The 23,902-nt window shown below is 57.3% G+C and carries 17 protein-coding genes and 2 pseudogenes; 8 read left to right on the forward strand and 11 right to left on the reverse strand.

All coding sequences use genetic code 11. The features are described from left to right. Nucleotides 1-30: 30 nt before the first annotated feature. The 5 genes from AO268_RS13105 to gtdA all read right to left on the reverse strand — a co-directional run bounded on the left by AO268_RS13105 (nucleotide 31) and on the right by gtdA (nucleotide 4,887). Complete coding sequence (locus AO268_RS13105) at nucleotides 31-1,281, reverse strand: MFS transporter (RefSeq protein WP_099168925.1); 1,251 nt, start codon at nucleotides 1,279-1,281, stop codon at nucleotides 31-33. Nucleotides 1,282-1,432: 151 nt separating this feature from the next. Beyond that, the gene (locus AO268_RS13110) at nucleotides 1,433-2,374 is read right to left on the reverse strand and encodes a helix-turn-helix transcriptional regulator (protein ID WP_083743108.1); all 942 of its coding nucleotides are present in this window, start codon (nucleotides 2,372-2,374) and stop codon (nucleotides 1,433-1,435) included. A 69-nt stretch (nucleotides 2,375-2,443) separates the two neighbouring features. Next, complete coding sequence (gene maiA / locus AO268_RS13115) at nucleotides 2,444-3,085, reverse strand: maleylacetoacetate isomerase (RefSeq protein WP_076964643.1); 642 nt, start codon at nucleotides 3,083-3,085, stop codon at nucleotides 2,444-2,446. A gap of 37 nt (nucleotides 3,086-3,122) precedes the next feature. Further along, the gene (locus AO268_RS13120; protein ID WP_099168926.1) at nucleotides 3,123-3,821 is read right to left on the reverse strand and encodes a fumarylacetoacetate hydrolase family protein; all 699 of its coding nucleotides are present in this window, start codon (nucleotides 3,819-3,821) and stop codon (nucleotides 3,123-3,125) included. A 16-nt stretch (nucleotides 3,822-3,837) separates the two neighbouring features. Then, nucleotides 3,838-4,887: a gentisate 1,2-dioxygenase gene (gtdA, locus tag AO268_RS13125; protein WP_076964641.1), complete on the reverse strand. Its 1,050-nt coding sequence runs from the start codon at nucleotides 4,885-4,887 to the stop codon at nucleotides 3,838-3,840. A 139-nt stretch (nucleotides 4,888-5,026) separates the two neighbouring features. Between gtdA and AO268_RS13130 the strand changes: the two genes are divergently transcribed. Then, a complete protein-coding gene (locus tag AO268_RS13130) occupies nucleotides 5,027-5,956 on the forward strand; it encodes a LysR substrate-binding domain-containing protein (protein ID WP_099168940.1) in 930 nt (309 codons plus the stop codon). An 87-nt stretch (nucleotides 5,957-6,043) separates the two neighbouring features. Further along, the gene (locus AO268_RS13135) at nucleotides 6,044-7,528 is read left to right on the forward strand and encodes an aldehyde dehydrogenase family protein (RefSeq protein ID WP_099168927.1); all 1,485 of its coding nucleotides are present in this window, start codon (nucleotides 6,044-6,046) and stop codon (nucleotides 7,526-7,528) included. Between the two features lie 54 nt (nucleotides 7,529-7,582). Here the strand turns inward: AO268_RS13135 and AO268_RS13140 are convergent, their stop codons facing one another. The 3 genes from AO268_RS13140 to AO268_RS13150 form a co-directional block, all read right to left on the reverse strand. Continuing rightward, nucleotides 7,583-8,710, reverse strand: a complete 1,128-nt coding sequence (locus AO268_RS13140; protein ID WP_076964639.1) for an NAD(P)-dependent alcohol dehydrogenase — start codon at nucleotides 8,708-8,710, stop codon at nucleotides 7,583-7,585. A gap of 178 nt (nucleotides 8,711-8,888) precedes the next feature. Beyond that, complete coding sequence (locus AO268_RS13145) at nucleotides 8,889-9,989, reverse strand: alkene reductase (RefSeq protein ID WP_076964638.1); 1,101 nt, start codon at nucleotides 9,987-9,989, stop codon at nucleotides 8,889-8,891. A gap of 710 nt (nucleotides 9,990-10,699) precedes the next feature. Then, entirely contained in the window at nucleotides 10,700-12,085 is a 1,386-nt protein-coding gene (locus AO268_RS13150; protein ID WP_257154377.1) for a formylglycine-generating enzyme family protein, read from the reverse strand. Nucleotides 12,086-12,862: 777 nt separating this feature from the next. Here AO268_RS13150 and AO268_RS13155 point away from each other — a divergent pair. Then, a pseudogene (locus tag AO268_RS13155) lies at nucleotides 12,863-13,003 on the forward strand (IS5/IS1182 family transposase); the annotation flags it as partial. Between the two features lie 217 nt (nucleotides 13,004-13,220). Here the strand turns inward: AO268_RS13155 and def are convergent. After that, nucleotides 13,221-13,730 carry a peptide deformylase gene (gene def / locus AO268_RS13160; RefSeq protein ID WP_076964637.1) on the reverse strand — a complete coding sequence of 170 codons (510 nt, stop codon included), beginning with the start codon at nucleotides 13,728-13,730 and terminating at the stop codon, nucleotides 13,221-13,223. A gap of 423 nt (nucleotides 13,731-14,153) precedes the next feature. After that, a pseudogene (locus AO268_RS13165) lies at nucleotides 14,154-16,006 on the reverse strand (sigma 54-interacting transcriptional regulator). Between the two features lie 314 nt (nucleotides 16,007-16,320). On the opposite strand from AO268_RS13165, the gene pchA reads away from it, so the two are divergent. Genes pchA through AO268_RS13185 form a run of 4 tightly spaced genes read left to right on the forward strand, consistent with a single transcriptional unit; the run spans nucleotide 16,321 to nucleotide 20,470 of the window. Next, on the forward strand, nucleotides 16,321-17,796 hold the full coding sequence (gene pchA / locus AO268_RS13170) for a 4-hydroxybenzaldehyde dehydrogenase (protein WP_099168928.1): 1,476 nt from the start codon (nucleotides 16,321-16,323) through the stop codon (nucleotides 17,794-17,796). Nucleotides 17,797-17,849: 53 nt separating this feature from the next. Beyond that, nucleotides 17,850-18,185 carry a c-type cytochrome gene (locus AO268_RS13175; RefSeq protein WP_099168929.1) on the forward strand — a complete coding sequence of 112 codons (336 nt, stop codon included), beginning with the start codon at nucleotides 17,850-17,852 and terminating at the stop codon, nucleotides 18,183-18,185. Nucleotides 18,186-18,195: 10 nt separating this feature from the next. Next, nucleotides 18,196-18,888 carry a hypothetical protein gene (locus AO268_RS13180; RefSeq protein WP_099168930.1) on the forward strand — a complete coding sequence of 231 codons (693 nt, stop codon included), beginning with the start codon at nucleotides 18,196-18,198 and terminating at the stop codon, nucleotides 18,886-18,888. Nucleotides 18,889-18,901: 13 nt separating this feature from the next. Continuing rightward, entirely contained in the window at nucleotides 18,902-20,470 is a 1,569-nt protein-coding gene (locus AO268_RS13185; protein ID WP_099168931.1) for an FAD-binding oxidoreductase, read from the forward strand. A 423-nt stretch (nucleotides 20,471-20,893) separates the two neighbouring features. Here the strand turns inward: AO268_RS13185 and AO268_RS13190 are convergent, their stop codons facing one another. After that, nucleotides 20,894-21,883: an AraC family transcriptional regulator gene (locus tag AO268_RS13190; protein ID WP_076964631.1), complete on the reverse strand. Its 990-nt coding sequence runs from the start codon at nucleotides 21,881-21,883 to the stop codon at nucleotides 20,894-20,896. Nucleotides 21,884-22,568: 685 nt separating this feature from the next. Here AO268_RS13190 and AO268_RS13195 point away from each other — a divergent pair. Next, nucleotides 22,569-23,432, forward strand: a complete 864-nt coding sequence (locus AO268_RS13195) for an alpha/beta hydrolase (RefSeq protein WP_099168932.1) — start codon at nucleotides 22,569-22,571, stop codon at nucleotides 23,430-23,432. Nucleotides 23,433-23,902: the final 470 nt, after the last annotated feature.

The raw sequence follows: 23,902 nt of genomic DNA on the forward strand, positions 1-23,902 counted from the left end.
CCACGTCAAACAGTCCGCCCCACTCCCTTACTAAGAAACCACCTGAGGCAGGCCATGGACTTTTGAAGGCGCGGTTTCCCTGAACAACCCCATCACCAGCAAGCCAGCCACTGCCCCACCCAGCGACAGATACAAGGTGTACTCGATGCCGTAATGCAAGGCGATGTAACCCGCAATCGCCGGCGCCACCCCACCTCCAAACACTTCCCCGATCCCCACCACCAGCCCGGTCGCAGTCGAGGTCAGCGCCGCCGGCACCGACTCGCTGGTCATCGGCCCAACGATCATGCACACCACGCCGAAGTTGAAGAACATCGCCAGGAACAACAGGATAAACAGCTGCACAGGCTCGGCGCCGGTACGGGTCAACAAGCCGATACACAGTGCCGTCGCCAGGCAACACCACACGGCAACCGGCTTACGCCCGAACCGATCGGAAAGCGTCGGCATGATCACCATCCCGAAAAACCCACCCAGGCCCAGCGCCGACATAATGAAGCCCATTTGCTGCATGCCCAGGTGCAAAAAATCCGTCAAGTAATTGGGCAGCATCACCGCCACCACGCTCAACGCCATCTGCATCACCAGCATGCCGGCGATGTTGATCACTATGTTGCGGTGCTTGAGCGTATGGCTCCACTTCACACCCTCGGCCTTGACCGGTTGTACCGCGCTCGGCCGGGGCGCGAGCGCCGCCGTTTCCCGCAAGGTTCGGTACAGCAACCAGGCGACGATAAAACCTGGCAGCGCCACCACCGCAAAGACCCACCGCCAGGATGGCAGGACCAGCAATAACTGGGTCGCCAGAATCGGTGCCAGCCCCAACCCCAGGAGCGGGAAAAACGCCTGTTGGATACCCATGTTCATCCCCAGCCTTTTCGGGTGGGAGGCTTCGCCCGTGGCGGCAATGGACGTGGGGGTAAACGCGCCCTCGGCAACCCCCATCGCGACCCGGATGAGCAACAACGCCGCCACGCCACCGGCCAATCCAGAAAAGCCGGCCAGCAGCGAGAACAGCAGCACCGCCGGAATGATCACCTTGCGTCGGCCAATACGGTCCGAGACCCGCCCCATCACTATCGAGGCCGCGCCCCAGGCGATGGCGAGCGCTGCGGAAATATTACCCAGGTCCTGATAATCCAGGCCCAGGTCCCGCATCATGGTCGGGAACAGCGGCAGAATGATAAAACGGTCCAACCCCACCAGACCAAAACCCAACGCCAATAAAAGGACCGCCTTGCACTCATAGCGCGAATCCCAGCGACTGTTCGATACGCTCATGTTCAATACCTGTTGATGTGACTGGAGGGGCCCTGAATCGAGGGACTCGAAGACAGGCCAGAAAGACCGCGGCCGTCCGTTGCGTGGCGTCGCGGCCGTTACCGCCAGAGCACGCGCACGTGTCTGTTTGAGCCGTCGCCCGAACCGCCGCTCAGTGGGCGTTGCTGGCGTTTCTCAAGGCGCGGGGCGCAATGCCGTAGCGCTCGCGAAAACGTTTGGAAAAGTTCGAGAGGTCATTGAAGCCGCAGTCGAAGGCGATCTGGGTAATGGAGCGCCCCAGATACCGCGGGTCGCAGAGCAACAGGTGACAGCGCGCCAGGCGTCGCTCCAGCAGCAGCTTGCCAAAGGTCTGGTGCTGGCGGGACAACACCAGGTCCACATAGCGTCGGGAAACCCCCAGCTCCTGCGCCAGGCGCGAGGATGAAAACTGCGGATCGGAAAAATTGCGGTCCAGCGAGCTGAGCATTTGCGCGGCAAGCATCGGCATTTTTGCCTCCTTGCGCGTGGCGGCGGGCGCCAGGTGTGCCACGCATTCGCACAGCATTTTTGTGGCGGCTTCAGTCATGGTTTCAACGGCACTGGCCCGGACAGGGCCAGCGGACAGCACCAGTTCAAGCATGGCGGTTGCCGCCTGGCTGTCGGCGCTGATCTCGACAAGGGGTTCGTCCAGCATCAGCAGCGCTGCTGGGTGCAAGGCCGCAAAACGCCGCTTGGACATGCGCAAGGCAATATGCTCAAAGCAACCGTCCATGACCAGCTCATGGGGCTTGCTGCTGTCGAGTACCACCAGGCTGCCCTGCGGCAGGCCGCCGTCATGGCGGCGATGACTGAGGCCAATGTCGCCGGCCTTGACGTAGAGCATGAGCACGAAATCACTGTCGACCTGGCGCAGTTTGAACAGCGACCGGGAGGTGCAGTGGGCCGTGCCCCGCAAACGTGCGACGACGACGTCGCGACTGGAAACATGCTGGTAGAACCCACAGAAACTGTCGGTTGCACAGTAGTCCAGATTGACCAGGGTGCTGTTGACCTCATTGCTCCAATCGTGCAATTGGTGATAGTTGCATTGCGCACTGCTTGGCATGTTTTCCATGACTGATTGACCGTTGCCGTTAGGTTTAACGTCAGGTCGAGACGTGGGCCCCGACCCGTGAGTCGCCGGTCAGGCAATGTAGTCCGGTTGCTGCTCCGGGGCTGCCTGGATAAAGGCGGGATGTTCAAGGCAGTGGCGATAGATCGCCATGCTCCGTTCAAAGTGCTCCAACTCACAGCCCATGCGCAGCGCATTCGCCACCTGCGGCACCAGGCAACAGTCCGCCAGGGTAGGCTGTTCACCGAAGCAATACGGCCCCTGCCCGTGGCGTTGCAACAGGCCTTCCAGCGCCTGCATGCCCTGCTCGACCCAGTGCTGGTACCACGCTGACTTTTGCCGGTTGTCCACCCCCAGCTCACGCTGCAAGTAGCCCAGCACCCGCACGTTGTTGAGCGGGTGGATATCGCAGCCGATCAGCATCGCCACTTCCATGACCCGCGCGCGTTGCAGCGGCGCCAGGGGAATCAGGCGCAAGCCTTCGCGGGTCTGGTCAAGGTACTCAATGATGGCCAGCGATTGACTGAGGGCCGTGCCATCGTCGTCAATCAACAGTGGCACCGCCCCCGACGGATTACGACTGAGGTACTGTGCCGAACGCTGTTCACCGCTGCGCAGGTTGATGCCGTGGTAGTCCACGCTCAGCCCCTTGAGGGCCAAGGCAATACGCACACGGTAGGAGGTGGAGCTGTTGAAAAAACTGTAGAGCTGCATGGGAGCCTCCAATCATTGGACTACAAAAAACCTGGGCTCAGACCACACGAACGCTGATCACCCCGAGGTGATCCACACCCCCGGTCATCAACTGGCCGGCGACCACCGGGCCTACGCCTTCAGGCGTGCCGGTCATGATCAGGTCGCCGGGTTTGAGCTCGAAGAAACGCGACAGATAGGCGATGGTTTCCGGCACCGACCAGATCAGCTTGTCGAGGCTGCTGCGTTGCTTGTCTTCACCGTCGACCTGTAACCATAAGCCGGCACTGGCGGCGCCCTGGAAACCGGCAGCCGGCGTCAACGGGCCGATGGGCGCGGACTGGTCAAAGGCTTTGCCCAACTCCCAGGGGCGTCCCATTTCGCGGGCTTTCATTTGCAGGTCGCGACGGGTCATGTCCAAACCGACGGCGAACCCCCAGACGTGCTCATTGGCGTGTTCCAGGGCAATGTCCTTGCCCGCTTTGCCGATCGCCACCACCAGCTCGATCTCGTAGTGATAGTTGCTGGTTTCGGCGGGGTACGCCAATTCCAGGGTCTGCCCCGGTTGCAGCGGTACTACCGCATCCGCGGGCTTGCAGAAAAAGAACGGCGGTTCGCGGTCGGGATCAAACCCCATTTCACGCGCATGGGCCGCGTAATTGCGGCCCACGCAGTACACGCGGCGCACAGGAAACGTGTCGGCACTGCCATCAATGGCAAGGGCAGTGACGGCTTGAGGGGCAACGGCATAAGTCATGGTCGACTCCGGGGTTTCAAAGAGATTCACGGGATTCACGCAAGAGGCCCAGCGCTTGCTGCACCGGCCGATCGGAAAAACTGAACAGCACGCACTCTTGCTCGGTCTGGAAACTGACGGCGGCCCAGCTCGGCACCACAAACGTGTCGCGGGGCTCGAAATCGAAAGGCTGGCCGGCGATCAAGACCCGGCCTTTGCCTTCGACGACGGAGTACACCGTGGCGTCGGTACTGCGGCTGGTCTGCCCACGGAAACCGCGTGGGAGGATCTGCATGAACGTCGCGATGGTCGCCATCGGCGAACCACCGGTGGCCGGGTTGACATAGCGCAGCTTCACGCCCTCCCAGGGGTCGATCTGCTCCTGGCGCAGCAAGGTATCCAGTGCTTCGCGACTGCGCTCGTAGGGGTATTTGAAAATCGGCGACGTGTGGGAACTGACCTGATGGCGCACCGGCAACATATTCATGCCGAAACGCGCCAGGTTGTTGCCCTCGGGGCGGCTGATGGGCTGCACCGGCTGCTCGTAGTTCTCAGCGAAGGCGGCGTCGAAAAAACGCACCAGCGGAATATCCAGGCCATCGAGCCACACCACCGGCTCCCCGCCCTCTTCCAGGCTCGGGTTGCCGTGATCGTGCCAGGCCCAGGACGGCGTAATGATAAAGTCGCCCGGCGCCATGCTGGCACGCTCGCCGTCCACGGCGGTAAACGCCCCGCGCCCTTCCACCACAAACCGCAGGGCCGACTGGGTATGCCGGTGGCTGGGAGCGATTTCACCGGGCAGGATCAACTGCAAGCCGGCGTACAGGCTGGACGTGATCGCGGCCTGGCCGCGCAACGCCGGGTTTTCCAGCACCAGGACACGGCGAACGGCTTCCTCGGCAGAGATCAGCCGGCCGGCCTCCTCAAGGTATGGCCGCAATTGCGAATAGCGCCACAGCGCAGGTTGGCAGGCACCGGCCGGCGAGGCTGGAACCAGGCTATGCAGGCGCTCCCACAGGGGAAACAAGTGGTGAGCATCAATGCGCTGATAAAACGCCTCGCGTTCGGATTTAACGTTGTTGTTCACAGGGCACCCATTCGAGCTGACCAATCGTTGTGCACCGATTATCATGGGGTCATATATATTCTAATAATGGTATTTCTTCATTCATCCATGCTATTTATGGTATGGGTAATTCCGCCACTGTTGAGACCCCGCCATGAGCATCGACTGGACCCGACGACTGCGCGTACAGCACCTGCATCTGCTGGTCAGCCTGTGCGAAACCGGCAGCATCAGTGAGGCCGCGCGCGTGACCTTCAGTACCCAGCCGGCGCTGTCCAAATGGTTGAAGGAGCTTGAGGAGTACGTTGGCGCACCGCTGTTCGAGCGCCATGCCCGTGGCCTCACGCCCACGGCCCAAGGGTGGGTGCTGTTGGGCCATGCGCGGCGCGTGCTCAGCGAAATGGATCGTGCGCAACAAAACCTGCTGGCCATGCAGGACGGAATGTCCTATCGCGTGGTGATCGGCACCTCGCCGGCATCCGCGCCCAACCTGGTTCCGGCTGCGATCATCCAGTTTCTCAAACGCCACCCCAAAGCCCAGGTGCAATTGCAGGAAGGCACCATGAACACCTTGCTCGAACGCCTGGAGCTGGGGCAGTTGGACTTGGTGGTGGGACGCCTGGACAACTACACTCCGCGCACCGCGTTGCGCAGCGAATGCCTGTATGAAGAAAGCATGCGGGTGATCTGCCGGGCAGACCATCCGCTGACCCGACTGCCCGGGCTGGGGTGGGACGATTTGCGTCAGTACGACTGGATCGTCTGGCCGGCGGGTACACCGATCCGCAGCAAACTCGACGAAGCCTTGACCCATGTGGGCCAGGGGCCGCTGCCCTATCGCATCGAGTCGTCGTCACTGGTGGGCAACCTGTGGTTGCTGCAATACAGCGACATGCTGTCGATCGCTTCGGACCGGGTGGCCGAGCACTTCACACAAAGACGCCTGATCGTGCCGCTGGCCTTTGAACTCAATGCCCAGGGCTCGCTCGGCATGTGCTGGCGCGATGAACCGCATCCCGACCCGAGCCTGCCAGACCTGCTCGAAAGCCTGCGCGTGGCGGCCACGCAACAAACCTCGGCCACTGCCTGATTGGACTAGTTTTGCTGCTCGGTGGGCCGGGTAAGCCCGGTGCCCCCTCGGGCACCCTTTGCTGTCTCACCTCCAGAGGAATACTCGATGACCACTCTCCCAGGCAACGCCACCCAACAGGTCGTAGCACGGCATTGGATCAACGGCCAATGGCACGACAGCGAACAACACGGGCAAAGCATCGACCCGGCCACCGGTCATGAAATCGGGCGCTATGCCAAGGGCATGGCAGGCGAAGCTGCGGCTGCGGTCGCCGCCGCGCACCGGGCCTTCTTGACCACGGACTGGAAAAGCAACCGCGAGCTGCGCGCCCGTGTGCTCCACGAAATGGCCGAGCGCTTTGAAGCCCGCGCCGCCGACTTGCAGGCACTGCTGAGCCTGGAAAACGGCAAAGTGGCGGGCGAAGCGATGTTTGAGATTTCCCTCGCCGCGCCCGGCCTGCGCTACTGTGCCGGGCTGATTTTCAGCGATTATGGCCGCGCGGCCCAATGGAGTGCCGGGCGGTTTTCCATGGTCCTGCGCGAGCCCCTGGGTGTGGCCGGGATCAGCGTGCCATGGAACTCACCCGTGGCGCTGATGGTGCGCTCCCTGGCGCCGGCATTGGCGGCAGGCTGCACCACCGTCATCAAGATGCCGAGCCAGACAGCCCAGACCAACGCGCTGCTCGCCCAGATCCTGAGCGAAGTGAAGAGCCTGCCGCCTGGGGTGGTGAATATGGTCACCGGTGAGTTTGAAGTGCTGGATTACCTGGTGCGCTCACCGGATGTACCGACCATCAGCTTCACAGGCAGCACCAGCACCGGTCGCGCCATCAGCGCCAGCGGCGCCCCCCTGCTCAAGCGTTTCGGCCTGGAGCTGGGGGGCAAGACGCCCATTGTCGTGTTCAACGATGCCGACCTGGACGCCGCGCTGCCAAAAATCGAGAAAGCACTGACCGTGTTCGCCGGTCAATTTTGCATGACCGGCAGCCGCCTGCTGGTACAAGCCGGGATCGTCGACCAGGTGCGCGAGCGTTTGGCCCAGCGCCTGCGCCAGGTCAAGGCGGGGCCTGCAGCAGACCCGAGCAGCGACATGGGCCCACTGATCGACAAGAACAGCGTCGCACGCGTTGAGGCCATGGTGATCGAAGCCATCGACAAGGGGGCCAATGTGATTGTGCGCGGAGGCCCGATCACCGAGGGGCCATTGGCCAAGGGCGCGTTTTACCAGCCTGCCTTGCTGGAAATCAGCGACCCCAAGGCCGATATCGTACAGCGCGAGATCTTTGGCCCGGTGTTGACCCTGCAAGTGTTCGACACCGAAGCCCAGGCGGTGGCGCTGGCCAACGACAGTGAATACGGGCTCGCGGCCAGTGTCTGGACCCGTGACGGTGACCGTGCGCTTCGCATGGCCGCCGCTATCGAGGCCGGTACCGTGTGGATCAATGACTGGGCCGCCATGCGCGACGAATTCGAGGAAGGCGGCTACAAGCAAAGCGGTCGTGGCCGGTTGCGTGGTGTCGCGCAGTTGGAAGACTTCCTGGAGTACAAGCATGTGGTGCTACAGCCGGGGGTGATCGACTCGCTGGGCTGAAGACTGCCAGCAACATGGCCGCCTCCCCGGCGGCCATGTCGCATGCGCCTGTACTCAGTCCATCAGCAACACCGGCTTGATCACCGCGCCGGACTTCATATCGGCGATTGCCGTCTCGATCTCTTCAAGCCGGTAGTGGCGGATCAGGCGGTCAATCGGGAATAGCCCGTCGCGATACAACTGCACCAATTGCGGGATGAATTTCTTCGGTTTGCTGTCCCCTTGCAGAATACCGCGCACCGTCCGCCCAAACAGCAGATGGGTCATGTCCAGGCTGGCCTCAGTGCCCAGTTTGGAGCCCCCGATCAGGCCGCAGATACCGCGGGCCTGCAACATCTGGAAGGCCGAGCGCAGCACTTGGGGGTGACCGGTGGTGTCCAGTGCATAGTTGACCCCGTCCGGGCACAGTTCCAGCACCGACGCCAGCGCATCCACCTGGGACGAATCAAAGACATGGGTCGCGCCCAGCGTCTTGGCCAGTGCAAGCCGCTGCGGCACCTGGTCGATCACCACGATCGGATAGCACCGCGCAACCGCCGCCGCCATCACCGCCGCCAGCCCGACATTGCCGGCTCCCGTGATGACCAGGGATGAGCCGACGTCCGGCTTCAAGGTATTGAGAATAGCCCCGGCCCCGGTCTGGAAACCACAGCCCAGCGGCGCGAGGGTTTTCAGGTCAACGTCCTTGTCGACCACCACCACGTTGGCCTCGGTGGCAATCGCATGGGTCGCCAGCGCGGACTGGTTGAAAAACGCACCGTTGATGCGTTCCTCCTTGCCCGACGGCAAGCGTTTCAACAGCGGCGCTGGCACATCCCAGGCGGTCCCGGAGTAACGCATGCCAGAGAAATTCATCTGCATATGGTGATGACAATAGGCGACGGCGCCGTCCAGGCAACTGGGGCATGTGCCACAGGCCGAAAACGACATCAAGACATGATCACCCGGCTTGACCGTCTTGACACCGGGCCCTACGGCTTCAACGACACCGGCGCCCTCATGGCCCAAGACCACCGGCAACGGCGTGGGGTAAAACTGGTCGCGGATGATCACGTCAGTGTGGCAGATCCCGCAGGCCACGATCTTCACCAGTACTTCGCCGGCTCCGGGCGCTTCAAGCTCCAGGTCTTCGATCAAAAAGGGGCCGCCGGCTTCGCGAACAACTGCTGCCTTGATATGCATGGGTTTTCCTCGGGTACGTGCGTTAGAAACGGCGCGCCCCACGGATGCTGACAGGGGCACGTTAAAAGATCCGTCTACTTTTACAACGCCAGCCAGAGGATGGCTTCGCTAGGCCGGCAATATGACTTGTCCAGGCAGGCACGCTGCAGCGAGTGCATGCGCGCCCCATCGACCAGGGTCAAGCAGGCGAGTAAACCGGATAATCGGTGTAGCCCTTGGCATCGCCGCCGTAAAACAGCGCCGGATTTGCTTCAGCAAGAGGCGCGGCCTGGCGGATACGTTCCACCAGGTCTGGATTGGCAATAAACGGACGCCCCATGGCAATGGCATCTACCAGGCCTTCGGCGAGCAGGGCTTCTCCACGCTCTGCATCGTAGTTGCCGCAAACGATCAAGGTCTTTTGAAAGGCCGATCGCAAACGCTGGCGAAAACCCTCGGGGTAAGCCGGGCCGCCAGTCCACTCCCATTCCGCCAGGTGCAGGTAGGCAATGTCGCGCTGATCAAGAGCATGCGCCAAAAATAATGCCATCGCTTCGGGCTCATCGTCTTGAATGTCACTGATCGTTCCCCACGGCGATAAGCGCACCCCTACCCGATCAGCCCCCACGACCTCAATCAACGCATCGACGGTTTCCAACAGGAAGCGGGCGCGGTTTGCCAATGAGCCGCCATATGCGTCTTGCCGCTTATTGGTGCCTGTTGCCAGAAACTGATCAAACAAATAGCCATTTGCACCGTGTACCTCGACGAGATCGAAGCCCGCGGCCACAGCGTTCCGGGCCGCCTCAACAAAGCTTTGCTTGACCGACGCCATGTCATCAAGCGTCATCTCCCGGGGTTTCTCGGCAGGCGCCATCAGGCCCGAGCCCTTGCCGTCCGAGATAAAAACCTGGGCCTGGGCCTGGATGGCGGACGGTGCAACCGGCGCGCTCCCCTGGGCCTGCAACGAGGCATGGGACATGCGGCCCACATGCCATAGTTGTGCCGCAATCAAGCCGCCGGCCTCGTGTACGGCGTGGGTTACCTGTTTCCAGCCAGCCACCTGCTCGCTTGAGTAAATACCGGGTGTATAGGCATAGCCCTGGCCCTGGCGGGAAACCTGTGTGCCTTCGGTAATGATCAATCCGGCACTGCCCCGCTGGGCATAGTAGAGGGCGTTCAACGCGGTGGGTGCATCACTGCCATGCTTGGCCCGCGAGCGTGTCATAGGCGCCATGACAACACGGTTTTTCAGCTCAACACGCCCCATTTTCAACGGGGAAAGCAGACGATTTTTCATGGCCTTGTCCTCGGTCCAGAGTTGTCTTCAGATAAAATCAACTTACTTAGTGATCATTACAAAACAAAATACTCGAAGCAAGCCTCCGTTTTTTGATCACCCACAAATGACTTCACCCAAGCAACGCAGGTAGAAGGCGTAATCGACGCCAACCCCAAACCCGCCGCCAGCCCGCAGACTGAACTTAAAAGAATGACCAACCACGGTGTTGGCTCAAGAGGCACTAATTAGGTTGTTGAAAAAGACCGAACCGAATTGGATTCTGGCAAACGCCCCGTCATGTTCTTCAATGTCAGCGGAAGACCGAGCCAATGCGTGGACCCGATCTCAGGGTGCGGACAAAAGCTACAACCAGAATTTTTTTGTCCAGATGGCGCGTGAGCTGCAGGGCTTTTCGGTGCACAACTTGATCTGTTTGGAGAGCTTGTCAGGCGGGTGGGGTGGGTCGCATGTTTAGGCGAGGTGCGCCTAGAAATCGCCCCTAGGTGAATATTTGCGCTGGAACTGGCAAAACACCCGCTGACTGAGGCGGGATAAAGGGCAGCGCCAAGCCTGAGCGGCTGAAAAATCTCAAGCTTGGCGGGTTGGGGGAGATAGGAATGAATTTTTCAACGGCCTGTTAAGCATAGGCCGTGCGCCCCGTAGTTCACGAATAACCAATTAAAAGGTGACCCGAACGGTTGAGAAAAAGGCATCCAGTAGCTTGATAACTAAATATCTCTGGCCAATCGGAAACCCCACATAAAAGCACGGGCCTGCGAAGAGAAATAGGCATTCCGATAGGCAATCCTGACGTTTACCGTATTATACGCCCATGCCCCTCCTCTCAATACGCCAAATTGACACAACCCGTTATTCTCTTTCCCCCAAACTGAACCATCAGTCGGTGCATTGCTATAACTATAGTGCCAGCAATCGTCAACCCACTCCCTAGCATTCGCCAATATATCGTAGATACCAAAATTATTCGGCTTGAATGATGCGACCGGCGCAGTAGAAATCTGCTTATCGCTACACATAAACTTACTGAATCCATATTTATAATATTCATCCGTGGTCAAATCGTAAACGTTGGCATAACCACATGCCTCGTCTCGATTATTACCCCAAAAGAAGGTTGTCTGAGTCCCTGCTCGTGCGGCATATTCCCACTCAGCTTCCGTTGGAAGACGATATTTATGCCCCGTTTTTTTCGATAGCCATTCAGCATATGCGCGGCCATCTTCACGACGAACACAAACTACGGGCTCACTTTCTCCTTGTTTAAACCCAGTATTTTTATAGTTAGCTTCCTTAGAGAAAAAAAGTTTAGCCAGAGCAACTTGCGGATTTGCAGGCGGGCTTAGTGAAGTACAGCCTTCTGGTAAACTGTAGCCAGTTTCATTAACGAACGTCTGAAAGCTACCCAATGTCACCTCCGTTGAAGACAAAGCAAATGGCTTCTTTATCACCACCTTATGACGAGGAATTTCCCACGCATGTACTTTGGCATTTACCTTTTCGGCAACGGCTTCCTCCTCAGTTGCCCCCATAACGAAATCACCTGCGGGGATGACGACCATTTCCGAACAATAGCTATCCGTGCAATCTACAAACCTATCTAAAGGCTTGAGTTCCTTATTTTCTATCAGTGAAGGAGATTTATTAACATAGGTTAAGTTTGGGTATTTTTCAGACACAATGACATCCTTAGCCCAGATAATAGTCGACTGCCACTCTTGTAACATTTGCTCCAATCGAGCAGGTCTTTCCAGACTTAACGAGGAGCCATCATAATCACCAGCTTGGCAACGTGACTGTAGGTATTTGACCTCTGCAGATAGGGAGTCCAACTTATTTTTTACTTGCCCCTGCAAAAATTGATTGTAAGCAGAGCTGACAATTGATTTTTTTAGATCTTCGGCAACAGCTTTTTGGGCGTCTGACGTTTTTTGCAAAACCACCTCATATGTTGCTGAGCATTTATCAAGTGAGTCCCACCTCATAGAGTCCGCCAACGACTGCAACGAAAGTGAAACTTGGTTTTCGCTTGCATAAGCAGAATTAAAACCAACAAACAAAAAAAATGAAATTGAAAAACATTTAATACTTTTCATAAATCACTCTCCTATTTTCATTTGGGAAACTCTGATCAAATTTCGCATAATTGCAGCGAATTTAAGTTAAAGCAGTATTCAGCCCCAACCGTAAAGCAACGAATTACTGAGCTTTTCGGCACACGACTTTCTGTATTAAAAGCGTAAATATTTTTAAGACATCCCTGGCAGTCTCTTCGCCGTGAAGTCGTCTGATGTCTCAACGAAACGTGCAGCCACTTCACATTTGCTTTATCAATCCCAGCGCTACCCCTCTCGCTTGGTGCGGGCCTACCTAAACTTTTTTCAGAAATATTTGCACAGTTGGTATCCCTCCTTCTATCCAACCATCTATCGTCACACGCCCATAGGCTGAACAGCCCATACGCCTCTGACTTTTAAACCAGTTTCAGTACTTGACTGAATCTCTTGTGCGACTTTTGTGGCCAGCTTTCGACGAATTTATAGCCGACGGCAACGAGTATTACGGGTATTTCGGGCGCAGTCAGTTGAAACTCACGTGCGACTCCGACATCATCAATGTGTTAGTCGAAATTTGGCTTTCTATTAGCTCATTAATACTTTTCATGAGTTTTCCCGTCGAATGTGATATTTCGATAACTCTATACCGCAATCACATAGAAGCGACCTCTCATACATGCTTCTAAAATCCTCTCTTTTCGACTGCAAGAAAATACTCACCCATGAGAAACTGCCTCTCGTGAACGAGAGTTTGTCACTCATAGTGAATCGCCCCGGGTTTCGTAGACACCTCTTTGCCTTAAGGAAACGCTGAAAAAGCACCAGTTTGGCTATACCAAGGTGCGCTTGCGTGGCCTTGCGAAGAACACCGCGCAGCAGGTGACGCTGTTCGCGCTATCGAACCTGTGGATGGCGCACCGACATTTGCTGACGAATGCGGGCGAGGAGCGCCTGTAATGCGGGAAACGACCACTGCGAGAGGCTCGCAGTGGCTAAAAAGCATGAAATACACGGCTAATCTGATCGTTTTTTGACTGATGCGCTGTTTTCTAAATCGCAGATGGCGAAATGACCTGAAAATATCGGGCCACTTCAGACTATCCTTAACCCGAGAGCAATTTTTTTGGTGCTTTTATTTTCCACTTATGGGGAATTGAGAGTACCAAAGAACTGATTATTTATTCTCTATAGTTTCTCGTTGATAAGGAGAGACCTCACTGGCGATATCGATATAAAGAATGCCATTCAAATGGTCGACTTCATGCTGAATAATGCGGGCATGAAAACCTTCTGCTTTGCCTTGAACCTTAAGACCATCAATATCTTGAGCCGTGTATTCGATAGTCGTGTATCGAGGCACAATACCTATTTTCCCTGGAATACTAAAACACCCCTCACGTCCTTCTGCCCACCCTTCTCCCGAGAGAATAACCGGGTTTATTAGTACAGAAGGAGGTATCAGAGGTTCGCCAGGCGCTCGCTCTTCATCCCCAGAAAACTCAAAGACAATAATTCGTGCGCTCACCCCAATTTGGGGGGCAGCCAAGCCCACTCCACGACCATCACGCATGGTTTCAAACATATCAGATACTAAGGTTCGTAGCTCATCAGTCGAAAACCTATCAACCTGAGTAGCCACTTCACGCAATAAGGGGGCATCGGGAGGAAGAAACGTTCTTATCATCAAATATCTCCTAAAAACTGTTGTGAAAAAAGCTTATAAAAACTTTTATTACTCTCTTTCACTCAACGTCGTCAGAAGCGGTATAGCGCAAAAAAATCGCAGCAACCAACGATACACAAACGGTGGCATAGAACGCGGGCGCAAGTTTACTTCCGGCCATCCTCATCAACCCTGTAGAGAGCAACTGCGCCGCTCCTCCGAACAAAGCGACCGGCAGAGCATACGCAATGGATAATCCTGTTGCTCGAAAGTTCCGAGGAATAAGGCTCTCGGCTGTTAAGCTTGGCGGTCTCGCCAGGCTGTAGCACTGGGCATCGAAAACTACGGTATGGGGATTCTGCCGCCACCGGGTACTTACGGGCAGTTGTTTGTCGTCAACTATCTGGCCGATACCGTAGTGCAGGCCGCTACAAGCGCTAGGCGCTAGCTCCCCTTGAGGCGATAGCTGACCTGCGCTCGACTCATGCCGAGCATCTGCGCTGCTGCCGTGATGTTACCGCCCGAGCGTTCCAGCGCCAGTCGCACCAGGCGCAGTTCGATCTCTTCCAGGGATATGTTCAACACCCGTTGGTGACCGGAAACAAAGGCCTGCAGACTCTCCAGCAACGACTCTTGAAGGGGGCCTGCTCCCGAACCTTCGGTGGAGGTTGCGGCTGCCTGCACCTCGGCTGCGGGCTCATCCCGGCGCTGCACAGCAGAAAGGCGCCCTTCGGGGGTCAGGCCAATGGCCGTTGCCAGCAACGGCGCCCCCGCCTCGGCCAGGTGCACCATATCGATCACCTCGCCGTCACCGGCGGCAATCACACCGCGCTCGATCAGATTCTGTAGCTCACGGATATTGCCGGGAAACCGATACGTCAGCAGCGCGTTGACCAGCCGCGTACTGAACCGCGCCGGCCGACGCCCATGGCGCAGGCTGAAATGGCGTAGGAAGTAACTCATCAGCAACGGGATATCTTCGCGACGCTCGCGCAACGGCGGCAGGTGAATGGGGAACACGTTCAATCGGTAGAACAGGTCTTCACGAAAACGCCCGGCCTCGACTTCGCGACGCAAGTCCAGGTTAGTCGCGGCAATGACCCGTACGTCCACGCGGATCGGAGCCGTGCCACCGACCCGCTCGATTTCACCTTCTTGCAAGGCACGCAGAATCTTGCTCTGCGCACCAAAGCTCAAGGTCGCAATCTCATCGAGGAACAGCGTCCCGCCATCGGCTCGCTCGAAACGCCCGGGGCGCGATCGTTCGGCACCGGTAAAGGCACCACGCTCGACACCGAACAGTTCGGCCTCGACCAGGTTCTCAGGCAAGGTCGCGCAGTTGAGGGCCACCAGCGGCATCTGCTGTCGGGAACTGGCCTGATACAGGGTACGGGCGAATAATTCTTTACCGACCCCGATTCCCCGGTCAACAACACCGTCGCCTGGGTTGGCGCGACGCGCTGCAGCAATTGACTGGCCGCGACGAACGCCGCCGAAATACCCACCAAGGGTATACCGTCGACGGGCTCTTCCAGTTCGGCGACGGTGGTTTCTATGCCCGAGGAGTAAGTGCTGCGACTGAGAAAATCCCCCGGGTCCAGATACGCCAGATCCACATCGATATCGTCCCACTGCTCGGCTGGCTTGCCGACGATGCGACAGGCTTTATGCCCCATCGACCGGCATTCCTCCTCACGAAAGACCACCAGGCGACCGAGCAGTGAAGAGGCGTAACCACTTGCATAACCGATCTCCATCCAGCAAGCCGGTTCACCTCCTAGGCCGTAGGCAGCAATATGCTCGTCGTCTTCCAGTGAGTTGTGCCAGAAAAACTCGGAGTAGAAATGACCGAGGCCCGAGTCGATCTCGAAGCGCACGACCTCGACATTGACCATACCTTCAAGCATGTGCAGTCGCGGTCCGGCGCTGTACAAGCTGGCGTGATCGCCTTCCGGCCATTGTTCGCTGACCTGGGTGGCGTCGCGCGCGCCTGCCTGCCAACCAATGCGCGTCAACTGGCCACGTGCCTTATCGAACCCCTGCGCGTCGATCAGCTCACGGCGGATCGCGCCGAAGGCCGAGCCTTGCATCAACATCACGCGCTGACCGCATAACCAGATGCTCCCGTCCTGTGGGGCGAAGGCCACGGTCTCGGCTAGTTGCTCGGCCGAAGGCAGACCACTGGCGCCGAACTGGCTGGCCCGGTCGACAATCAGGCGCTTTTGTCGGCCAAGCAGTTGCTTGAGAAACGCCTCATCTGCAGGGCGGCGATTCTTGTCAGGCGGGGGACGAGTCATAGGATCAATGAGCTGTTGGGAAGTAATTTTTTCAGTATGCCCGGACAACCCCCACGGTCAATCTGCCAATGATTGACCACAGGCCTTCTGACCCTCGTTCGTCCGATAAACGCACAAAAAAACATCAAGCGTCGAGCTTTCAACGGCCTGCGACATCCTCTGCATAAAATTCCGCACGCGCTGTTTCAATATTTGTGTCCAGACGCGCTAAAAAAACATAACTATTTGATTTTATATAAATTAATTAATAAATCGAGTTTGGCACGATAGTTGTTATTACTAAGTCATGAGCACCCAATAAGAGAGACAACGCCATGACCGTTACTCGCCCTACCTATCAAAACCTTGAACTGCAACCTCTCGCCGGGAAATGGCGTGCCGGTAGCACCGATCGTCCGCTGGAGGTGTTCGACCCCTTCACCCAGACACGCTTGCTGCAAATCACCCAGGCCAATCGCGATGATCTCGATGAGGCTTACCGCAAGGCACAGGAAACCCAGGTCAATTGGGCAGCCCAAGGGCCGGCCGCCCGGGCTCAGGTCCTGCTCAACGCGGTAAAGATCTTCGACGAGCGCCGTGAAGAAATCATTGGCTGGATCATTCGTGAGTCCGGCAGCACGCGTATCAAGGCGCAAATCGAATGGGGCTCCGCTCGCGCCATTACACTGGAGTCGGCGAGCCTGCCAAGCCGGGTGCACGGGCGCATTCTTGCCTCCAACATCCCTGGCAAGGAAAGCCGTGTCTACCGCACACCTCTGGGCGTGATCGGCGTGATTAGCCCGTGGAATTTCCCCCTGCACCTGACCGCCCGCTCCCTGGCACCGGCCCTGGCGCTGGGCAACGCGGTAGTGGTCAAGCCCGCCAGCGATACGCCTATCACCGGCGGCCTGTTGCTCGCGCGCATCTTCGAGGAAGCCGGATTGCCGTCGGGCGTGCTTAGTGTGGTGGTCGGTGCCGGCGCGGAAATTGGCGATGCCTTCGTCGAACACTCGGTCCCATCGTTCATTTCCTTTACCGGCTCGACCCAGGTTGGACGCTCCATCGGCCGCATCGCCAGTGGAGGTGAGCACCTCAAGCACATCGCCCTGGAGCTGGGCGGTAATAGTCCGTTCGTGGTCCTGGCCGATGCCGATGTCAAGCAGGCCGTCAGTGCCGCCGTGGTGGGTAAGTTCCTCCACCAGGGCCAGATCTGCATGGCAATCAACCGCATCATCGTCGAGCAACCACTACTGGAAACCTTTACCCGGCGCTTCGTCGAGCGGGTCAAAGCCCTGCCTTACGGGGATCCGGATAAAGCGGAAACCGTGATCGGCCCGGTGATCAACAGCAAGCAATTGGCGGGCCTGCAAGCGAAGATCGCCACCGCCCGGGCCGAGGGCGCCAATCTGCTGGTGGGCGGGCAAGCCAAGGGGAACGTCCTGCCGCCGCATGTGTTTGGCGACGTCACCGCCGACATGGACATTGCGCGTGAAGAGATCTTCGGGCCGCTGGTGGGCATTCAATCCGCCCGCGATGCCGAGCACGCCCTGGAGCTGGCCAATTGTAGCGAATATGGACTATCCAGCGCCGTCTTTACCTCCAGCCTGGAGCGCGGCGTGCAATTTGCGCAACGCATCCGCGCCGGCATGACCCACGTCAACGACATCCCGGTCAACGACGAACCCAACGCGCCGTTCGGCGGTGAGAAGAACTCCGGCCTTGGACGCTTCAATGGCGACTGGGCGATCGAGGAGTTCACCACCGACCATTGGATCACCCTGCAACACGCCCCCAGGCCGTATCCGTTCTGACCTGAACCATGGCGTCCATGAACCCACTTCCCCATAAGAGAACGGAGTACGAAATGTCTTCACTCCTCAACCGCCCAGCGGTGAGATGGCCCCTCACTGTCTGCCTTGCCCTACCGATGACCCTGCTGGCAGGTAGCGTCTTTGCCGATGGTGACGGCGTCTGGAAAGGCGGCGAAAACGTCTATGCCAAAATGTGCGGCTACTGCCACGAAAACCAAGTCGGCCCGTCTATCAAGGGCCGCCAGCTGCCATCGCCCTACATCACCGCCATCGTGCGTAACGGTTTCCGTGCCATGCCGGCCTTCCCCGCTTCGTTCATCGATGACAACTCGCTGCAACAGGTAGCCGACTATATCTCCAAAACACCCGTTCCCGTGGCCAAGCCTTGAGGAGTCGGTAATGAATATTGAACGTCGTTTATTGCTCAAGGGAATGGCCTTGAGCGGCATGGCCGCAGCGCTGGTCAGCCATTCGGGCCTGACCATGGCCAACGGTGCACTGGGCGTTCAGGCCCGGCCGGCGCTACCGACCCTGGCCCTAATGACTGGCGAGGTTGCCGCGTCGGCCTTCCTCCAGGGCATCAACGCCAGCCCAACCGCTAGACAGGTCACGATGCAACGCGCCGACCTGAGCCTGGACTTCATCCTCGACCTGGAAAAACGCCTGGGCAGCACTCAACCGCAACGCATCATCGGCCTGGTGGACGATGCCAGTGCTGCCGTGATCATCGACCTAGCACGCAGTGCCGGCGCGCGCGTGCAGTGGCTGGGTCAGCATCGCGCCACGGCCAACGCCTCCCATCACCGTCTACTCAGTGCCGAGGCCGCCAGCGGCTGCGCCCCGCAGCTTGGCCTGAACCTGAACGCCTGCGGTACCCACTTCAGCCTTACTGAACAGCGCTTGCATGGCCAACACGCACCGTTGCAAGTCTCTGCGACGGCGCGCAACACCGCAGGTTCCGAGCAATGGGCGGCCACGCTGGGCTACACCCTCGCTGCACTGGGCACCGCCAATCTCGGTCAGGCGCCCCTGATCGCCAGCCGTGCCTCGCCGCTGACCGGTAATTTCGTTTCGTTCTCGATCGAAGCTTGAAGGAACTCTCCAGATGACTGAAAAAACCAACAACAAGCTACTGCCTCGTGGCGTCAACGCCGCCCACTTCGAGCAAGCCATCGCCAAGTTCCGCACCTTGCTCGGCGAAGACAACGTCCTGGTCAAGGACGATCAACTGATCCCCTACGCCAAGATCATGATGGCTGTGGACAACGCCGGGCACACACCTTCTGCTGCTATCACCGCAACCACCGTCGAGCAGGTGCAAGGCGTGGTGAAAATCTGCAATGAACACAAGATACCAGTGTGGACCATCTCTACCGGTCGCAACTTCGGTTACGGCTCCGCAGCACCCGGTCAGCGTGGCCAGATCATTCTCGACCTGAAAAAAATGAACAAGATCCTCCACGTCGATCCCCAGCTGTGTACCGCCCTGGTCGAGCCGGGGGTAACTTACCAGCAGCTTTACGACCACATCCAGGAACACAACTTGCCCTTGATGCTGTCGTTCTCCGCGCCGTCGGCCATCGCCGGACCGCTGGGCAACACGATGGATCGCGGCGTGGGCTACACGCCTTACGGTGAGCATTTTATGATGCAGTGCGGCATGGAAGTGGTGCTGGCCAATGGCGACGTGTATCGCACTGGCATGGGCGGGGTTAAGGGCGACAACGCCTGGCAAGTCTTCAAGTGGGGCTATGGCCCGACTCTGGATGGAATGTTCACACAGGCGAACTATGGTATCTGCACCAAGATGGGCTTCTGGTTGATGCCCAAACCGCCGGTGTTCAAGCCGTTCGAGATCAAGTTCGAGAGCGAGTCGGATATCGCCGAAATCGTCGAATTCATCCGCCCGCTGCGCATCGCCCAGGTCATCCCCAACTCGGTGGTGATCGCCGGCGTACTGTGGGAGGCCTCCACCTGCAATACCCGCCGCTCCGACTACACCCTTGAGCCCGGCGCGACCTCCGACGCGATCCTCAAGCAGATCCAGATAGACAAGAACCTCGGCGCCTGGAACGTCTACGCCGCACTTTACGGCACTCAGGAACAGGTCAACGTCAACTGGAACATCGTCAAGGGGGCACTCAAACAATTGGGCAAGGGTCGGCTCGTCACACAGGAAGAAGCCGGTGACACCCAGCCCTTCAAATACCGCGCCCAACTGATGTCGGGTGTACCAAACCTGCAGGAATTCGGCCTGTACAACTGGCGTGGCGGTGGTGGTTCCATGTGGTTCGCACCGGTCAGCCAGGCCCGAGGCAGCGAATGCGACAAACAGCAGGCGCTGGCCAAGAAGACGCTCAACAAACACGGCCTGGACTACGTCGGCGAGTTCATCGTCGGCTGGCGCGACATGCATCACGTCATCGACGTGCTGTACGACCGCACCAACCCCGAAGAGACCCAGCGCGCCAATGCCTGCTTTGCCGAATTGCTGGATGTATTCGAGCAGGAAGGCTATGCCGTGTACCGCGTCAACACCGCCTTCCAGGAGCGTGTGGCGCAGAGCTATGGTCCGGTCAAACGCAAGCTTGAACATGCCATCAAGCGTGCCCTGGACCCGCACAACATCCTGGCACCGGGCAAGTCGGGCATCGACCTCACCAACCCATTTTGATGATGCTTGATACCCCGTCAGGCCTGGCGGGGCTTTTTATCTTAGGATACGCAATGACTTACACACAGTTGCTCGCAACCAGTACCCTGCTGCTGGCGGCCTTCCTGACCCAGGCCCAAGGCGACGTAACCTAGGGTCGACATCCCGGGCCGAAAGCATGGGAAGTGATCGTCCAACTTGAAGGCAAGCTCACCGAGCAGAACATTCCCCGGCATATGATCGGGCGCGAAAAGCGTGTGGTGGCCACGGCCATCACTGCGGCGACATTCAAAAAATATCTCTGAGAATTGAACAAGGTTATTGATCTTGGATCAGGACCGCTATGAGGCTTATGCCAACCACGATCTTACCTAACGGCCATCACTCAGTGACTGCCTGTGCAATCGGTGGCGTGATCTACATAGATCACTGCAAGCAGGAGTTTCAATTGGTACGGTGCAACCTCAAGGTTTGCGAAGGCAACTCCCCAAAACGCTCTTTGTATTCCTTGGAAAAACGTCCAAACTGCTGAAAACCGTAATCCATAGCAATACTGGAAACTTTTTCAGAGGATCGCGCCTGGATCAGGCGTAATCGAACTTGATCGAATCGTAATTGACGAAAATATGCGATCGGTGTCATGCCGTAATACGTATGAAAATCACGATAAAGGCGCTCGCGGGAGACCCCCACAGCTCGCTCAAGATCCACGAGCGTCAGAGGGAGTTCCAAGGACTCATTAAACATAATTTCAAGTTGTGTCAGGTACTGCGGGCGCCCCGCTTGGCGCGCCAGCAATTCATCAAAATAGTTATGTCGTTGCGAGAACAAGAGGCTGGTGATCAAGCTGTTTTCAAAGTTGCTCCACACGTCTGGCAGATCGCATAAAGAGCTCTCAGCCAGCAGAATCTCTTGAAAATTTTCCACCAGCTGCCACCACTGCTGCATTGCACCATCCAAACTCACCTTTGGCTCGAAAAGTATCGGCTGCGAAATTTGCCGACCCAGCAGCTTTGATAACTTCACCTCCAGTGCCCTGCGCGCGAGCTTAACCATCTTTTTGCGGCATTTCTCGCCAATGGTCATGCGCAAGGACTGGTTGGGCGAGAGGATCACCCCTACTGAAGAATTGGAGACGAATGAACTACCCTGATGCTCAATACTTTGCTCTCCGTACAGAGGCAAGTTGACACTGTAGCTCTGCTCCAGATTTTCGATCTTGACACGTACCAAGGTCGAATATTCGATTATCCCAATAGCTGCATTGCCTATTATGGTCCCATAATGGCGAAAATCCAGTTCGCGGGGCCTGGGAACTTCAAGATCATGTGGCCCGTTGATATTCAACATCCACTGTACGGCTTGTGCGGGCGTGTTGAGAACTGTTGAAAACTGCTGACGAATTACATTGTTTTTATTTTGATGGTAAAACATAGCATTTCCTCGATAGCCACTTAGTGCGGCTTTTGCAGGCTAAACGCGTGAAACAGTGCGGCGTCCTTCTGATGTTTCGTACAGTGCTTCCTGCATTGTCAGATCACGGTAGCCAAACTAGCTCTGCGTCTGATGCACGCGCAGCATCGCCCACCTTGGATAATTTCAAACTATCCCCATCCATAAAAATGGCTCCTTGAGTGGGGTAGTCACCGAGATCAGGTTTTGCAAAAAAATAGAACTCAGTCCGCGAAGGTCTGACCTCTGCTCTTTTGGAGGAACCATTCAAGGCCACGCTATTTCGCTCGTGACCGCACGTCAAGCTCCATCAGTCTGTCATTCATCTTTATAAAAAAAATTGCTCACAGCCTGAGGAAATCCGCAAAACCGCATAGCAATTACGTTATAGCCGAATAGTACTGGGGCGGGGTCGGAGGTTTAATCAGTTCTTCCCCGAAGCGAGCAAGGGTCAGACGTCCATGAGCACCCAATCTATTGCCGAGTGGCAAGATTCTATCAGGGGCTGTCTGGACTTCCGTCCTTTGGCGATTTGGAACCTCCTGATGCGCCTCCCTTCAAAGCTTGGAGAAATCTACGAAAGTAGCGGCGCGTCAAAAGCACCGTACCTGCCTAGCCATCCCCGTACCAGGGATGGGCCAGAATACTAACCGCAAGAGCCTGCGCAATGCCGAAAAATACGCCTGAATATCAATACGTCACAGGGCAGTACCGCCCTGGTTTCACCACTCTTTTCGAACAGTATCAATTGGCAAACGACAGGGTGCTCCTGGAGCGCTCCTGGGATCTAGACGTCCGGTACGGCTTGCATCCGAGGCAGACCTTTGATCTGTGTTTCGCCAAAGGGCGTGCCAAAGCCAATCTGATCTATCTTCACGCCGGCTATTGGCAATCGCGGGATAAGGCACAGTTTCGCTTTATCGCCTCAGCCCTGACTGATCGCGGCTATAACGTAGCCCTGCTGAACTACCCACTTTGTCCTGAAGTGTCTGTCGCTCAAATAGTTGCCACACTAGGCCACGGCGTATTGTTCACCCGAACTGCACTTCCACTGAAGGAACAACTGCTGCCGCTTATCGTCGTAGGGCACTCAGCGGGAGGGCACCTTGCGGTTGAATTGGCAATAGCACAAGCAGCGCTTCATCAACGGCAGCAACCCATCTCAGCGATAGTGCCCATTAGCGGAATTTACAATTTAGAGCCGCTGATCGAGACCAGCCTAAATAAAAAATTGCTCCTCGATAGACGCCAAGCGCAGGCCTGCTCGCCGCTGACCCGCGTGACCGGAAATCTGGTTCCAGCAGCCTTTGTAGTGGGTGGCGAAGAAACACCAGCGTTTCTGGAGCAGAATCGCACCATGATGTCTGCATGGAGCCTTACTGATAGCCCAGCAACTTGCCTGGAAGTTGCCGGGCGGGATCATTTCACTGTTTTGCAAGAATTTGAGAGCCCCTCCGGGACTCTACTCAAACTGATCGAAACCATATATCAAGCGGTTTGCCCTGCTATCGATTGTGTTACATGTAAGTGATGATCAAACGGTTCTCCTGATAATCCCCCGAGGCCAGATCTCTGTCGTAGCGGGTCTTGACGTAGATGTTCCGCCGCGCTCAAACCAACGCCTTTGGTAGGCCACTCTGCACTACGCAGCTGAGGAAGATATTACGCTCACTTTCGACGTTCTGATCAGGGTGCTGTGGCCCCGATCGATACAGATACCGCACCGGTCGATCTTTCATGAGGTCCGCCTTGGTAGAAGTCAACATGAACATCTCCATCGGGTCTGCGGCAGCGCCGATGGCTATCCAACTTTTCTGGAACACCGACGCGGGCCCTTCTACATGTGCAAAGCATAACGAGTGGAAGCAGATTCATCGCCCGTAAAAAGCCAGGCCTGTTGCCGCTGACCGAAAACTGACCCAGTAGAGGCTGTTCTGCCGACTGAAAACTGACCCAGGTGTTCAACTGCTTCTGCTCACTTTTTACTGTTGCCGCTGACCG

The organism is Pseudomonas sp. ICMP 8385 (genome assembly GCF_002699915.1).
GTDB lineage: Bacteria > Pseudomonadota > Gammaproteobacteria > Pseudomonadales > Pseudomonadaceae > Aquipseudomonas > Aquipseudomonas gessardii.